At 55.1% G+C, this 15,359-nt stretch carries 16 protein-coding genes; 9 read left to right on the top strand and 7 right to left on the bottom strand.

The annotated features are described in order from the left end of the window. Positions 1–182: 182 nt before the first annotated feature. Together AC5DDB_RS29495 and AC5DDB_RS29500 are read right to left on the bottom strand one after the other, a co-directional pair. Positions 183–1,118 carry a hypothetical protein gene (locus tag AC5DDB_RS29495; protein ID WP_491743359.1) on the bottom strand — a complete coding sequence of 312 codons (936 nt, stop codon included), beginning with the start codon at positions 1,116–1,118 and terminating at the stop codon, positions 183–185. A gap of 168 nt (positions 1,119–1,286) precedes the next feature. Beyond that, entirely contained in the window at positions 1,287–2,423 is a 1,137-nt protein-coding gene (locus AC5DDB_RS29500; RefSeq protein ID WP_491743360.1) for an aminotransferase class V-fold PLP-dependent enzyme, read from the bottom strand. A 319-nt stretch (positions 2,424–2,742) separates the two neighbouring features. Here AC5DDB_RS29500 and AC5DDB_RS29505 point away from each other — a divergent pair, with 319 nt between their 5' ends. The 3 genes from AC5DDB_RS29505 (at position 2,743) to AC5DDB_RS29515 (ending at position 4,642) form a co-directional block, all read left to right on the top strand. Beyond that, positions 2,743–3,813: a hypothetical protein gene (locus AC5DDB_RS29505; protein WP_491743361.1), complete on the top strand. Its 1,071-nt coding sequence runs from the start codon at positions 2,743–2,745 to the stop codon at positions 3,811–3,813. Positions 3,814–3,851: 38 nt separating this feature from the next. Further along, complete coding sequence (locus tag AC5DDB_RS29510) at positions 3,852–4,142, top strand: hypothetical protein (protein ID WP_491743362.1); 291 nt, start codon at positions 3,852–3,854, stop codon at positions 4,140–4,142. A 143-nt stretch (positions 4,143–4,285) separates the two neighbouring features. Then, positions 4,286–4,642, top strand: coding sequence for a hypothetical protein (locus AC5DDB_RS29515; RefSeq protein ID WP_491743363.1), 357 nt, complete (start codon positions 4,286–4,288; stop codon positions 4,640–4,642). Between the two features lie 16 nt (positions 4,643–4,658). On the opposite strand, the gene AC5DDB_RS29520 is transcribed toward AC5DDB_RS29515, so the two are convergent. From AC5DDB_RS29520 to bioD, 3 genes are all read right to left on the bottom strand, one after another. Next, positions 4,659–5,237, bottom strand: a complete 579-nt coding sequence (locus tag AC5DDB_RS29520; RefSeq protein WP_491743364.1) for a hypothetical protein — start codon at positions 5,235–5,237, stop codon at positions 4,659–4,661. Positions 5,238–5,351: 114 nt separating this feature from the next. Further along, complete coding sequence (locus AC5DDB_RS29525; protein ID WP_491743365.1) at positions 5,352–7,025, bottom strand: hypothetical protein; 1,674 nt, start codon at positions 7,023–7,025, stop codon at positions 5,352–5,354. Positions 7,026–7,047: 22 nt separating this feature from the next. After that, positions 7,048–7,737, bottom strand: coding sequence for a dethiobiotin synthase (gene bioD / locus AC5DDB_RS29530; RefSeq protein ID WP_491743366.1), 690 nt, complete (start codon positions 7,735–7,737; stop codon positions 7,048–7,050). A 260-nt stretch (positions 7,738–7,997) separates the two neighbouring features. On the opposite strand from bioD, the gene AC5DDB_RS29535 reads away from it, so the two are divergent. Continuing rightward, entirely contained in the window at positions 7,998–8,669 is a 672-nt protein-coding gene (locus tag AC5DDB_RS29535; RefSeq protein WP_491743367.1) for a TIGR02996 domain-containing protein, read from the top strand. Here the strand turns inward: AC5DDB_RS29535 and AC5DDB_RS29540 are convergent, their stop codons facing one another. Next, complete coding sequence (locus tag AC5DDB_RS29540; RefSeq protein WP_491743368.1) at positions 8,670–9,152, bottom strand: FKBP-type peptidyl-prolyl cis-trans isomerase; 483 nt, start codon at positions 9,150–9,152, stop codon at positions 8,670–8,672. 246 nt (positions 9,153–9,398) lie between these two features. On the opposite strand from AC5DDB_RS29540, the gene AC5DDB_RS29545 reads away from it, so the two are divergent. Further along, the gene (locus AC5DDB_RS29545; RefSeq protein ID WP_491743369.1) at positions 9,399–10,394 is read left to right on the top strand and encodes a lysophospholipid acyltransferase family protein; all 996 of its coding nucleotides are present in this window, start codon (positions 9,399–9,401) and stop codon (positions 10,392–10,394) included. Between the two features lie 137 nt (positions 10,395–10,531). On the opposite strand, the gene AC5DDB_RS29550 is transcribed toward AC5DDB_RS29545, so the two are convergent. Continuing rightward, positions 10,532–11,587: a hypothetical protein gene (locus tag AC5DDB_RS29550; RefSeq protein WP_491743370.1), complete on the bottom strand. Its 1,056-nt coding sequence runs from the start codon at positions 11,585–11,587 to the stop codon at positions 10,532–10,534. 81 nt (positions 11,588–11,668) lie between these two features. On the opposite strand from AC5DDB_RS29550, the gene AC5DDB_RS29555 reads away from it, so the two are divergent. The 4 genes from AC5DDB_RS29555 (at position 11,669) to AC5DDB_RS29570 (ending at position 15,255) form a co-directional block, all read left to right on the top strand. After that, positions 11,669–12,319 (top strand): M90 metallopeptidase family protein, encoded by a 651-nt coding sequence (locus tag AC5DDB_RS29555; RefSeq protein WP_491743371.1) that lies wholly within the window; start codon positions 11,669–11,671, stop codon positions 12,317–12,319. A gap of 1,025 nt (positions 12,320–13,344) precedes the next feature. After that, positions 13,345–13,650, top strand: a complete 306-nt coding sequence (gene rbp / locus AC5DDB_RS29560) for an RNA-binding regulator (RefSeq protein WP_491743372.1) — start codon at positions 13,345–13,347, stop codon at positions 13,648–13,650. A gap of 150 nt (positions 13,651–13,800) precedes the next feature. Further along, positions 13,801–14,058 carry a hypothetical protein gene (locus AC5DDB_RS29565; RefSeq protein ID WP_491743373.1) on the top strand — a complete coding sequence of 86 codons (258 nt, stop codon included), beginning with the start codon at positions 13,801–13,803 and terminating at the stop codon, positions 14,056–14,058. 423 nt (positions 14,059–14,481) lie between these two features. Next, entirely contained in the window at positions 14,482–15,255 is a 774-nt protein-coding gene (locus AC5DDB_RS29570) for a hypothetical protein (protein ID WP_491743374.1), read from the top strand. The last annotated feature ends 104 nt before the right edge of the window (positions 15,256–15,359 follow it).

The following is a 15,359-nucleotide window of genomic DNA, read 5'->3' on the forward strand; positions in this document are numbered from 1 at the left end:
TTTTCCACTCAAATCTTGCTCACACACAATCTATCAACCAAGTTGTCAAAGATCAGTTCCGCGTGTTTCAGAGCCGTTTGTGTTTGGCTTTGTTGCTCGCGGGAGAGGAATAATAGCCGCATCCGCGAAGATGTCAACTGGCCGCTTCAAGAAAACTTCAAATTTTCGAAAAGCCTGGTTCCTTACCGGTTTTCGTCATGTGAGTTTGCGTCCAACGGATCGTAATCGACCACGTCTTCGCTAGCGTCTGCATTGGTTTCGTCGACATCGGCAGTCAGGACTTGATCTAGCGGCGTGACGGTTTTCAAGTGCTCTGCCAATGGGAAGGGAATCCGCAGATGCTTGATCAAGTCCTTCGAGTTCGTTTGCAGATCACCGTCGCTGTCGGTCGTAATCGTGATGTGCGAAACCGTGAGATAGTTGCTGTCCTCGCAGTTCGGACACGAGTGAACCGAGGCCTGCAAGTAATCGGTATTGGGAGCGGGCTGGTTTTGCAGTTCCTCGAGGATCGCGTAGTTCTCGTCTTCCAGGTCGCTGCGGAGCTGTTCGATATCCGTATGCGGGAGGCGAGCCGGGGAAATCGCGGAGTCGGTCCATTCGTTGCAGTCATCGCAGAACGGGGCATCGTTCGAGAGAGCTACTACGGTCGAAGTTCCAATCACGATAGCCGCCTCGACCAGCCAAAAACCGATCAGGGTCCAACCGGTCGGTGTCCAGCCCTTCATCTCCCAGATACCCATTTGGGAAAAGAAGACCAGAGCGTTGTAGAGTTCGGTGGGGTTCCACAGGAAGAACTCGCGGTCGAACAAGCACCACAGATAGAACACCCAAGCGAAGTACATTCCGAGTACACCGGCGGCGAAGCCAAGTAACGCGGTGAAGAAACGGCTGCGGACTTTGCCGACCGTCGCACCCATTTGTACGGCGACCCCCATCAACAATCCAAAGCCGAAAGTCGCCAGAAAGTTGATGTAAATAAAGGGGTTGTAAAAGGTGAGTGCCCCGTAAATCAGTCCGCCGATCGCACCGGCGATTACCGCGAAGAGCTGAATCAGTATCACGCCCCCAAATGGCACGCGGCCTGTGTTGTTGTAATACCGGTCGGACGCGAGTTCCATCGGATGCCTACGCTTTCTGAGCAGCTTGGATGCGGATTGGTCATGGAGAAATGTCGAATCGATAAGTTCCCCCGAGTGGTTGAACTTATCGGCATCCTAAACCCGCGATTTTCTCGCGCCAAGCATTTTTACAGAAGCTCACCGAGTTCTCTCGGAGTCACCCCGCAATCACAACGAAATTGCTTCAGTCAGTCGCTCGATGTCGTCCGTATTGGTGTAGACATGTGGACTAACGCGGAGACGGCCACCACGATAATTCAACGCAATGCCCTGCTCCTCACACTGTTTTTTGATCGTTAGCGGACTTTTTTTGGGCATATCGAACGCCACAATTCCGGACCAGTGATCGTCGTCGCGAGTGCTGGCGATGTGGGCTCCGATTCTTTGTAGCTGTTCGCAGAGTTGCTCCGTCACAGAGTGCAAACGTTCGCTGACGGCGTGAATCCCAGCGTTCGTGAGCAACTCTAATGAGGTCGCCAATGCAGCGGTGCCGACCATGTTATAGGTGCCGCCTTCGTACCGACCCGCATTCGGTTTCATATTGAACTCGGGGTTCGAAAAATTTCCCGCGTCCCGAATACTGTTCCAGCCGACGCCAAGCGGGTGAAGTTCCTCTAACCGATCGGGACGCACGTAGAACACACCGGCCCCTTCCGGGCCGAGCATCCATTTGTGCCCGTCAGCGGCGAGAAAGTCGATTGGCACGGCTTGTACATCCAATGGCAATACTCCCATGCCTTGAATCGCATCGACGAACACACGAATTCCCCGAGCGTGAGCCGCTTCGCAAACAGCCGCCAAATCTGTACGCCATCCCGTGGTATAACCGACCCAACTTAGCGAGATCAGTCGTGTTCGCTCGTCACAGGCTGAAAGAAGTTGATCCAAATCGATCCGACCTTCCGGACAAGAAACTTGTCGAGTTTCCACGCCCCGGGATTTAAGATTCAACCACGGAAACAAGTTGCTGGGAAACTCGCTGTCTGGCACCACGACGTTATCACCGTCTCGCCAATCGAAGCCTTCCGCGACCAACCCGATGCCCTCGGTCGTGCTGTGTATAGTGGCGACGTTCTCGGGGGCTGCGTTGATCAGAATCGCGGCGTGATTGCGGGCGGCTTCGATCTTCTTCCGCCAGTATGGCCAGTTTGTGGTTCCAAGCGTGGCGTAGGAATCCGCATATTCATGAATGACTTGCCGAGACGGTTCCGGCAACGGCGCGACCGCGGCATGATCGAAATACGCCCACTGCTGCGTGATGGGCATTTGCTGGCGAAAAGACATCCAAATCGAATCGACGAGCATCGGTTTTCCTGGCGACTTGTTTCGGTCAAAACGGATGAGACGACTGGCCGAATTGTAACGAGTTGCTGGCGAACGTGTCCGTCGGGTTTTCCCAATCGCAACAAACTCAACTTTCCCACGGGATTTTTCGAGTCGCATCCGCGAGGCAGCGAGAACTGCTTGACCCTGCAAAAATTGCGGTCATATACTGAGTGGATGAACTAATTAGGAACTAGGGGTCAGGATTTCGGGGTTGGGTAGAGATTTCGATTTGTCATGGAATCTGCCCAGAACCTTAGGCCCGCAATTCCTAATCCCTAGCAAATCGTAAGGTTTCCCTATGTTTCGCTTCGGCTGGACGATTCGACTGCTGCTAATCTTGGCCGTGCTCTCTGTGATGACGAGCCACGCCCACGCTCAGTCGCGTGATCGCTATGCACTCAAAGCGGCGGCTCGTGCGGCGGGTGAAGAAATTGCCGGGCAACCTCGGTTATGGGTGATGGACGTCGAATTCAAACCCATGCGGTTTCTTGATGTGCCGATCAAAGACCCCAAATCGGGAGAAACCAAAACCGAACGCATCTGGTATTTGGTCTATCGGGCGATCAATCGTACCCTTCCGCAACGCGAAGGACTCGGCGATGTGGTACCATTGAACGACGACGACCCCGAACCACGCCCGCCGCTATTTGTGCCCGAGTTCACTCTCCAAACTGACGACACCACCGATAACCGCAAGGTTTCGGAAGTTTTCCCTGATGTCCTGGTGCCGGAAGCGGAGTCGTTCATCAATCAGCGTGAAAAACGAGTTTACAAAAACACCGTTGATGTCATCCAACCGGTGCCTGAACCCGTCGCAGTTGGCGAAGACGCCGGCGAAAACGCGATTTACGGCGTCGCCATGTGGCGAGGAGTCCCGAAAGAAACCGACTACTTTACCGTCTACATGGAAGGTTTCTCGAATGGGTATCGCTATGTCAAAGGACCGGTTCCGTTCGATAAACTTCAAGAACTCGCGAAGAATGGCGAACTCAAAGCGGGGAACTCCGTCTGGGACGGCGCGGGCGACTTGAAAACGGCTTCGGAATACTGCGGTTGGGAAGTCTCTGGAAAACGACTGTTCGACCAAAATCGCGAGTGGACGCTCGCCGGGAACGTGTCAGGATTGCTCTCCGACTTAGGCGCACCTGCCCCGGGAGCGGAAGAGAAAGTCTGGTTCTACACGCAAACACCGGATCAATTCGCCGGGCAGCCCAAACCACCGGTGTGGCGTCGCACATTGCGACAACACTTTACCCGGTACGGGGATCAGTTCGACGAACGGGAACGCGAGTTCCGAGCCTGTGGCGAACCCACTTGGATTTACCGGGCCGAAACACCTCGCAAATCCGCTCCCGAAGCCAATCCTTAGGTTTGACTGTCGTCATAGCCCGTTAGAGGTATCTGATCATGCGAATCGCCATCGTTCTTGCTCTGACCATTCTCGGTGGCATTATTGGTTTCTATGCGGGCTATTATGCCTATCAATTGACGCATCCACGTCAAACCGCGTCCAGCAAACCTATGGCTCGCTCGCAAAACGAGACTTTGCAGAATGCCTACCGACGAGCCGGAAGCTCTTTGGAACGTGTCAGGAATCGGCAAAACTGGCTGATCGGCGGAGCTTTGATCGGCGGCGGCATTGGATTGGCCGGCACTGTCATTGCTTTTCGAGCCAAACAACCAGAAAAACGTCGTTAACGGTCTGACTTCGTAGCCGACGGGTTCCCAATCTCCCCATAACCGAAAAATCGGAAAATTTTTGCCAACTGTTCTCCGTCGTGCGTAGAATGGGATTGTAAGAATGACAATCCCTTCACCGTCTACATGTCGGAGACATCCTCATGAAAACCGCACTAGCGACCTTAATACTGGCGAGCACGGCGTTTCTCGCTGTCGATGACACCGCCGATGCCGGATATCGTTACTATTCGTACCGACCCTCGTATTACCGCAGCTACTACCGACCATACTACAGCTACAGTTACCGAAGTTACCGTCCGTATTACAGTTACAGCTCGTACTACCGACCGTATTACTCGTCGTACTCGTACGTCACACCGGGATACACCGCGTATTCCTACGCCCCATACGCGGTGACTTACACGCCAAACCCGGTCGGGTACTATGCCCCGGCTTATTACGGTTCCTACTATCGCGGCGGTTTCTTCAGCGGCTACGGAATTAGCGTCGGTTGGTAGTCCCTACGCGACAAACTTAACGAACAGACACCGCCTCCGCATGGTTTTCAGCCGTTGCGGGGGCGTTTTTCAGTTGATAGGTGTAGGGTTTCTCGAAGCAATCGATACCGGAGAGGCTATCTTTCAGCAATGGGCCCCAATCGCCTTGAAAACTAAGCCCATTCAGCTGCCATTTCCCGTCGTAACGGAAGACATGAAACGCGAAAAACATCGGGCCTTTCGAACCATTCGCCACAAAGCCAAGTCGATAGGCTTGTGAGGAAATTTGCTTCGCGCCGATGAAGTCGACCGACTCGAAGTCGAATTTCACTCGAGCAAACACCGCATGTTGCTCGATCCAATGCGATCGAGCATTCATCTTGAACGGCGAGTTTGATTCAGTCGGAAGCGGCCTCGGCAAATGCCGACTGACTTGGTCCATCGCGTTTTCCACTTGGCCGCGACCCAAATCTTCGATGATGTGCACCAACTGTGGCACATACTTCTCGACTGCGGGCAAAGGAAACTCCGCCGCGTCCTCGGCCCAAACCGGCGAACACATCACCAGCCATCCGAACACACCCGCCACCAACCGATTCCAAGTCATATCGAACATCACCCCTCCCTGAGCTTCAAAGCCAATCAATCCAACACTCCTCCAACAGAGGTCAACATAGTATATGATTGAACCGGCAATCCACTAAAGATCAATTGTTTGATCGCGTGAAGGTTATGCGTCGGAGCCGATGTCGTCGGAGTTGAATTCGACTTCGACGAGTGTGGTCACGCCGTAGCCGGCGGGGGAAAAGCCTTTGCGAAAATGGACCCGCCATAACAAATCGCCCTTCATTTCTCCCAGGCCGTCGGTGGAGCTGGGGATGAAGGTTTCGAGTGACTCGCCGGGCTTCAATTTCTTCCCAAGGTCCTGGCCTTTCAGGTCCCAGTCGCCGACGACGATGTGATCGTAAACCAGCATGACGTCACCGGTGACGTCGTTGGTCTTCTGTTCGCGGGTGGCTAAAAAATTGTTCGCGTGCCAACCCTCGCGGTCGCTGGCGATGTGCCCACGTGTGAAGACCAAGGTGGAATCCAGCGGGTCGATCACTTGGTCTTCCGAGACGTTCTTGAACTTCAGCCACAACTTGAACACCGGCCCGTCGGTTTCGTCTTTCGTTTGACCGTTCGCGTGATGCACGAACTTCAGCGACCCCTGTGTGACCCGGAGCGGTGTGACTTCAATGTTCCCGAAGCGTTGTGTCTCGCCCAACTTCAACGTGTGCCCCTTCGGCAAGGTGGCGGCCTCGGGGGCGATCCGGACGGAAACTTCACCTTGGTCGTCCAATTTGGGCCGAACGTCTGGCAGGCTTTCCAACTGATGCGGCTTCGAAGTGCTCGCTCGGTACCACAACAAACCCGCGATGAAGGTGATGAGAATCGTGTAACTCAACCAGACCTGAAACGCCAGATTCGGCAGCGATTTCGTCGACGCTCGTCGTTTGCGGATGGCGACGGTGTCGTCCTTGGGCATTGGCTCAGAAGATGCCGTGGATGCGGTTGCTGGAGTGCTCGCCGGAGCCGCTTCCACGACCGCTGCCGCTGGTTGGGACTCTGCCACTTTTGTCGGCGTGTCGAAGCTCGGGAACGCGGGGGCATCGTCGTTATCGTCTTGACCAAATCCGCTGAAATCAGGGCCATTCGACGTTTCTGCATTGGCATTCACAGGAGGACTAACCGGCTCCACCGGTGTCGCTGGAGGTTCTGGGGCTTCGCTGGCGACCGGTGTGGTAGCGGGTTTGGCCGGTTCGTCGACTTTGATGCCAGGGAACATCGGGGCATCATCGTCGTCTGCCTGACCAAAACCGCTGAAGTCCGGAACATTGCCGCCGTCACTATCTCCGAGACCACTGAAATCCGGGGCGTCGGTTTTTGATTCAGCAACCGGTGTCGAGGCGGGTTCAGCAGGCGTCACCGGCTCCGCAGGCGTTTCGGCTGGTTTCACAGCTGAAACTTCCGGGGGTGTCGTCACCTCCGGGACGCTCTCACTGGCCGGTGCTGCGGTGAAATCGGGGATTTCTTCGACCGCTTCTGCACTGACCGGCCGCATGAATTCCGGGATATCGCCGTCTTCCGCCGGACTGCTGTCCTCCAATTCCGAAGACGATTTCACGATGATCGAAGAACCCGTCGAGGCGAGTGCGTCGGAACTTGCAGCGACGGTCGTTGTGGACTCCGTGGGGCTCGCCACTGGTTCAACCGGCGTCGCAGCGGGGTCGACAGCGTTCGGATCCATCTCCTTGGGAATCGAAAGATGAGCACCACAGTGTGGACATGCAACAACAATGCCGAACTGTTCGACAAGCAATCGGCCTTGGCATTCCGAACACGCTAATTCAACCGCAGACATAATCCGCTTTCGCTGGCAAACTTCAAGGAGTGGTGATGAGTTCGCTCCAGTCTACCGCCAGACCAAGTTCGCTCTCAAGCATCCCCGACCGAACCACGCCTAAAACCGGCACATTGGACCGTTTCGCGATCTGTTCGGGATTGGTTTGCGTGGCTGGATCCTCGGTGTGGGGCGGATGGTCGTTCAGCACGATCCCCGCAATCGACAGCCCTCTCGATTGTGCCACTTCAACGGTGAGCAGCGTGTGATTGATCGTGCCCAACCCCAGTCGAGCCACGATCAACAGCGGATACCCCAACTCGACTGCGAAATCTGCGATGGTTGTGGTTTCGGTCAACGGACACAACAGCCCACCGGCTCCTTCGATGAGCAAGACATCGACCTCGCCCCGCCACCAGTCGGCTCCGGATTGCAGCCGTTCCGCGTCGACAATTTTGCCTTCCTCCGCTGCTGCCACTGGAGGTGCCAACGGGGCGTGAAAACACTGCGGGCAAATCCGTTCCCGCGAGAATTGCCCACCGAGGGAGTGAAAGTGAGCGTCCACGTCTTCCCATGTCGGCTCGCCATCCGTGTTGGTCTCCGCACCGCTACACGCGGGTTTGTAGATGCCCACACGAACCCCTGCCGCACGCAACTCCCGTGCAATCCGTGTGGTGACGAACGTCTTGCCCACACCCGTGTCGGTACCGGTAATGAAAAGGCCGTGTGTCATTGTGTTCTTTAGCAGAGAACTAAGGGCAGAGTGTCGAACCCGACGACCGGCTTCGAAGCTTGCCGATTCTGATGGAGTGTCCCTAGCTTTGCCAGTGTTTCACGGTTTCAGTCGTCTTCCCGGCTCTCAGCGCTCCGCGCTCGGCCCTCCGCTCCACCATTTTCGTCGTCACGAACTTTTCCGATTCAGGCGTGTCCGCTCTGCTGAGAAACGTGTTATCCTCGGGTGTTCGAGGATTCTTTGCGGGAGTGGTTTCGATCATGCACACCGACAACGAATTTTTCCAAGCGGTTTTGGCCGACCCCGACGATTTGATTCCTCGGCTGATCTACGCGGATTGGCTCGATGAGCAAGGTGATCCGCGGGGCGAGTTCATCCGTGTGCAGTGCGAGTTGGCGGACATGCCGAAAAAAAACGCCCGTCGCCGGGCACTTCTCACCCGGCAAAGCGAACTGCTCCATCAACACAAACAAAAGTGGCACGCCGAGGTCCACCGTTATTTCGGCCAGACCGTATTTCGCGAGCAAGTCAGCAAACGCAAAAAAGGTCTGATTCGAAATTGGCGATTCGGCCGTGGACTGGTCGAACACGTTTCGATCGGCCCGGACGCCTTGAGTCATGCGGTCGATCTCTTTGGTGTCGGACCGTTGCGAAGTCTTCAAGTTCGGAGCATTCCATTCCCGACCAGCGTCAGAACGATCTTCGCGGTACCGCAACTGGAGCAGATTCGTCACTTACAAATCTGGTCAGCCGGGCTCCTATCTCGCGATGCGTTTGTTCGCCAAATCGTTGAGATGCCGTTCGTTCACCAGTTGCATTCGCTAGAGATCAACGGCGTGCCGTACCAGCATCTCAACACGGGACGTGTTTGGCAGCGATTCCCCGAACTCGACAACCTGTTGCCGATTGAGGAACCTTCCAAATCGCGTTGATCAGTGATCGTGACCGCCGGGGCCGTGGACGTGACCGTGTTGTTTTTCTTCGGCGGTTGCGTCGCGGACTTCGACGATTTTCACCTGGAACTTCAGCGGTTGACCGGCAAGCGGGTGGTTGCCGTCGACCGTGACGGTTTGATCATTCGCTTCGACCACAGTCACCATTCGAGGACCGTTCGGCGTTTGCGCCTGGAACTGAGCACCGACGGGAACGTCAACTCCGTCCGGGAAATTGGTTCGGGGAACTGGTTGGACCAGGCTTGGGTCGTGTTCGCCGTAGCCGTCCTTCGGAGCCACTTCCACTGCCAGTTCCGCACCGGCTTCTTGCCCGGTCAACGCTTGTTCCAAACCCGGAATAATGTTCCCTGCCCCGTGCAGATAGGCCAACGGTTGCCGTCCTTCGGACGTGTCGAGAACTTGGCCTTCTTCGTTGGTCAGGGTGTAATCAATACTGACAACTTTTTCATTTCCGGCTTGCATAATCGCACCATCTTCCATTCGAATCGAGTAAGCAGTAGCCCAGTCTAACAAATTGAAGATCGAATCGACAGGGGTCGATTTTGAACGGCGGAGAGCCGGACTGTTTTCGGGGGCAGTTCTTCACATCTGGCTCTCTGCACTCCACTCTCAACCCTTCGCCAGCGATTCGCATTGACGCTTTTCCCGGTTCCTACGACACTGTTCGAGTTGAACCAGCCCAGAATTGTGTTCACGGATGAACCACCGATGAGTGAAACCGCATCACAACCGAAAAAGAAGAAGATTAAAAAACCGAAATCGCTTTGGCGGTATCGAGCCGAGTACTTCGCGTTTCGGGCGGTGGTCTGCGTGATCGATATGTTGCCATTCCGTACCTCGGTCAAGGCGGCAGAGGGGTTGGCGTGGTTCGTGTGTCGCGTGTTGCCGAAGAAAATGACACGGTACCACGTCGCGGCGGAGAACATTCGCACCGCGTTCGGGGAGTCCGTTCCGGATGCCGAAGTCGATCGCATCATTCTCGGCATGTGGAAACACTTGTTTCGCATGGTGGTCGAAATCGTACAGATTCCCCGCAAGTTTCGACTCCATAACTGTGCGGAGTTCCTACACTTCCGACATCGCAACGAGACGATGAAAGCGATGTGCAGCGGCCGCCCGGTGATGGTGCTTAGTGGGCACTTCGGGAACTGGGAAATGGCGATTTCCACGTTCGGTGTGTTCGGTTTTCCGATGGGCGTAGTTGCCCGCGACCTGGACAACCCATACTTGCACGAGTGGTTCCGAAAGTGGCGAATGCGAACCGGTCACCAGCTGCTCTCCAAGAAGGGCGGCGGCTCGGATATGGTGCAGTACATGGAACAGCGTGGCAATCTCGGATTGCTCGCGGATCAAGACGCCGGGCGGAAAGGGCTGTTCGTCCCGTTCTTCGGCAAACCCGCGTCAACGTTCAAAAGCGTGGCGTTACTCGCCCTGCAATACCGGGCGGTGTTGCTCGTGGGTTATGCCCGACGGTTGCCGGATGATTTCATCAATCGTCGTTGGGTCCGGTTTGAATTGGGCACCGAGGAAGTCATCGACTCCGCCGATTTCGACGGCCCGAACGCCGTCCGCGAACTGACCGAAGCCTACACCTCCGCCTTGGAACGTGTCGTCCGACTTGCCCCCGAACAATACTTCTGGGTCCATCGCCGCTGGAAAAGCGAACCCCGCGTCCGCAAGCAACGACAAAGCCAAGCCGCGTGAATCTCGCTCGAGAAAAAGTGTGGCATGCCCACGGCTTTGCGTGGGCATGCTTCAACATTCAAGATGTAGGGTCCGCTGTGCGGACCAATGTCATCTCCTGCGGTCCGCATAGCGGACCCTACTCCACTACATCTCTGTCAGTTTTCTTCCCGTGACAACGCAGGCAACACGAATGCGGCGGCGTGATTCAAGCCCTCTATGACGAGCATGCCGCCAATGTCTCCGCGTTCGTTGATCGCCAATGCTTGATGACTTTCCGCAGTGAGAGATAACGGCTTCATCGTCCCGTCGTGCCAAGTGAACCCCCGCGGTCCTTGGTCTTTCCGGCCGGGTGTGTCACTCCAGCCGACGATCACACCCGCGTTGTTGATCCCTTGGGCAGTTGAACTGAGATCGTCGTCGAGACAACCAAGTTTTCGAACTGTGCCGTTCCGTTCAATGAGCACCGCCTCTGTGACGGCTTGACCGTTTCGCACGATCGGCACACTTCCGACGATCGTCTGGTCGTCGTTGATCTCGAATACCGAACACCGCTCCCGCGAACGGACTTCACTTGTCCATTGCCCGTCCGCGTGCGTCCAAACCACAACCCGCAAGTCATTTCGGCCCAGCGTCAAACTCGCGACCGCCAACCGACCGTTTGGACTTAGCATCACGCGATCGGTTTGGCCGACCTTATCTTTGAACTGAAACGCCAGCGTCTGAACTTGCCAGCGACTCTCCATCTTTCGCCAAACACAAGGCGTCCCTGCACATTGCCCGGAAATCGTATGGCCATCGGTCGAAATATCGCACGCGATGCCGGTACTCGTTTCCGGCAACTGCGGTAGCGGTCGGATAAACCGGGTCTGCACGTCATAAGTCACGGGTCGAAACACCGGCAACCTAACCACCGTTGGACTTCGCACATGTCCTACGATGATTCCGTGATCGCTAATCGCTTGAGGTTCAAAAGCAGCGTACGGCGGAAATTGCGGTAGCACGAAGAACTCGTCACCAGACGTCAAAAACGGAATCTCAGCCGCGAGGCGTTTTTGAGTATCGAAGACTTCCCACAAACCGATCGCGTCGCCCTGCCCATTCAGATGCCGCACGTGGCTGTCACCGAACCGCTGTGGGATCGGCAACCGTGGTTCGGCGGCGTTCGCGTGGATGACCGGAATCAGACCAAGTATCATCAAAAGTCGATTCATGGATTCTCATCCGACCACATACGAACAAAGGGCAGTTTCATGGGGCGTCTTGGCGGAGTTCTTTTTCTTCTTTGTAGCACAGTGTCGGCCGCGGAACCGGTTGACGATCACATCACCCGTGACATCGAAGGTTGGAAGGTGCATATCGATCCGTCACTGCTCGAAGGCGAACACAAACCGCTCGGCGACAAAGCTCTCAAGATTCTAGCGGCCGAGTTGTTCGAGGTCACGCTGTTGGTGCCGGAGTCTCGCGTGAAGGAACTGCAGAAAGTGCCGATATGGATCGACCGTGAACACACCCTCGGAGCTTGCCAATATCACCCGAGCGTCGGTTGGCTCCGCGACAACGGCCACAACCCCAAGATGGCCAAAGCCGTGCACATTCCACGCGTGAAACACTTGATCGGATTGCAACGCCCCGCCGGTCAACCGGCTGTGTTGCTGCACGAGTTGGCCCATGCCTACCACGACCGCGTATTAAGTTTCGATCACCCCGGCATCAAAGCGACTTACGACGCCGCGGTCGAACGCGGCGATTATGAATCGGTCCTACACATCAGCGGCAAGAAAAATCGTCATTACGCCCTGACGAATCACAAAGAATTCTTCGCCGAGATGACCGAAGCCTACTTCTGCACCAACGACTTCTACCCCTTCGTCCAAGGCGAACTCCGCACCACCGACCCCGAAACATTTCACCTACTCAAAAGCGTCTGGGGAGATGAAAAGTAGGCTGGGTCAAGACCCAGCATCGAGTCGGCAACGACCCCGGTAAGAATGGAGGGACGTAGGGTTCATTAAGCCACATTTTCTTGGGTTTGGTGACAACGTGAGTCAAAATGCTGGGACTTGTCCCAGCCTACGGAACTATGTTTGACCTCTTGATCACTTCGTGATCCCAGGTTGCAAGCAACCTGGGCCACCCTGCGGGAGTAACCATCAGCTGGGTCGGCTTTATTTGACCTTTGAATCACCTTGTGATCGCAAGTTGCAAGTAACCTAGGCCACCCTTTGCGCAAAAAGAAAGCCCTCATTGAGATGAGGGCTTTGGTATGTTCGTTCGATGAGATGTCACGTTTCCAGGCGTTGCGGGACGTCGCAAGTGGTTTCCTTTCGGAGTTCTCGCCGTTTGCGTTTTTCGTCGGCTTTTCTCTTCTTGTCTTGTTCCCGTTGACGTTTTGCCATCGTCATCTGTCGTTTATTGTTTGCGATAATCGGCTCCGTGATTGGGAGTGCAGAGGTGTCGTACGGAAGACTTGTCCGCCGACTTGGGGCGAATCATACCATGGGAACTTATCCGATTGTAAGTCGGTTCGCGATTGCCAAAATCGTGGCGAAGTTTGCGTGTCAAGGCAGGTAGGTTGCCACTATTCTAGCAATTCTCAGAATTGATCTATCTTTTTTGAGCAGTGGTGATATACTTATCTTCCAGTCGAGTGAAAATTTCTTCGACTTCACAACCACACGGTATCACTTTGCTTTTCTCTTCTTGTGTTGCTGCCTTGGAATCAAGCCCGGCAACCTCTCAATTGACGAGCCAGTGACTTTTTAGCACGAGTGTGCTCGTCTGCTCTTTGCATCTCTGGCATGGGGGCCTCCAATTCGAGGTCTTGGTCCGTCTTGTCGAAGCTGATTGATCGCGCACCTGTTAAGCCGTGAGATTTATGGACTTTTCCACTCCATCATGGGATGGTGCTGGAGTTTTTTGGGATGGGCCTTGCCTTTAAGATCAATAAGCAGGCTCGCAAGGGATTAGTATGAGCAAGAATTTGTACGTTGGAAACCTCTCGTTCGACACCACGTCGGACAGCCTACGCGACACGTTTGAGTCCTACGGGACTGTGACGTCCGCTCAAGTCGTGATGGATCGGGAAACCGGTCGTTCACGTGGCTTTGGTTTCGTGGAAATGGCCGATGGTGGCGATGCGGCAATCGATGGATTGAACGGAACCGAAGTGGGTGGTCGTTCGCTGACTGTCAACGAAGCTCGACCCCGCGAACGCCGGAGTGGCGGTGGCGGTGGTGGTGGATACGGCGGCGGGGGCGGAAAACGTCGCTACTAGGTCTCATCGGACAGACCCAGAGCATCGACTACTTGGTTTGTCCGCCCGATGATCAACAACCAACCGTCGCGCAGATTCTCTGTTGCGGCGGTTTTTTGCGTAGGGCTGTCGCTTTTCCAATCCGACTCCATCATTTCGAAGGTCGATTCTATGCTTACAATCACTCAAGCCGCTGGTGAACGTCTTCAGGGTTATCTTCAGTCTGCAGAAGAAGGATGTGTGGTCCGGATCGTTCGTCGCAATCGTCGATTGAAACTGCGTCCGTCTCGTCCTCGACCGGGCGACACCACATTTTCGCACGATGGACAGGTTGTGCTCGTTCTTGCTCGCAACGCAAACCGCGTCTTGGCGTCTCGCACGCTCGATGCACGGAACACGGACAATGGTCCGCGATTGCAATTGAAGTAAAGCTGACGTCAGAACCGTTTCTAGTAGGCAGGCTGAGAATCCACTCAGCATAAGCAGATATCAATAACCGAGTGCCACTGCAGAAAATTGCATGTATTAAAGACAATATTACGTAACATTCGATGCGGTTTATACTTGGGTGGCATGCCCACCGTTTGGGGTGGGCATGGGCCAGTGATGTTTGAATGTCCAATCATGCCACCCACGACGCTATTATCGATGCAATTTCCTGCACCGCTGGCTTTGTCCAGCAGTGTTTTGAGCGACTCCCGTTCTTTTGGCAATTTGCACTGCTGGCGAACTAGCTGTGGGACATCACTTTTTATTCAAGCCATCCAGCACTCCATTCCGATGACCTAACGACAGCCGGCGAAGTTTTCCGGTTGTGCAGGTTGTTCCGAATCTTTTCGGGCGGGTTTTTGGATGTCGGTGGATTGGAAATCTCGGCGTGTAGCGTTGCCGCGGAGTCGTCGGTTGACTTGCGATGTGCTGCACTTCCACCAACAAGTCCCGACGTGTGCCCACGAGCGGATCGTTAACCTGAGTGATATCAGCGAGTTACGTTCGCAGTTGCCAACGCGAATTTCTTGGCCGGTGTTGTTCATCAAGGCGTATGCGTTGGTGGCGAAAGAGCGATCGGTGCTGCGGCAGATGTGGTGTCGTTGGCCTTGGCGGCATTTGATTCAACACCCGGTTAGCGTCGGGATGATTGCCGTCCAACGCGAATTTCAAGGCGAACCGTGGCTGTTCTGGGGCCGGATGACCGAACCCGAAACCGCCTCCCTTGCCGAACTGCAATCTCGACTCGACCGGTACCTGCAACAACCCGTCGAACGTATCTTCAAGAAACAATTGCAGTTAAGCGCATTTCCCACACCGATTCGTCGCGTGTTGTGGTGGTACAATTTGAACCTCACGACGGCCGCCCGAGCCAAACGCGTGGGCACATTCTTTTTGACAACGCTTGCGGCGAAAGGCGTGGAAATCCCCCATCCGCCGTCCTTCCAGACCGGCAATCTCTCGTACGGACCGTTAGACGACGACGGAAACTGTCGCGTCACCTTAGCTTACGATCACCGTCTCACCGATGGTCTGCAGATCGCCGAATGTCTGCAAGAATTCGAAGCCGCGTTCGGTGGACCGATTGCGAGTGAGTTGCGAGCCCTGGTGGACCGTTCATCGCGTCTGGCTGCGTAGGGTCGATGTAGAGGGTCGAGAGTCGAGTGTAGAGAATCTTCGAAGAATTTCTCCACTCTCCACTCTCCACTCTCCACTCTCCACTCTCCACTCTCCACTCTCCA

Source organism: Thalassoroseus sp. (genome assembly GCF_984380535.1).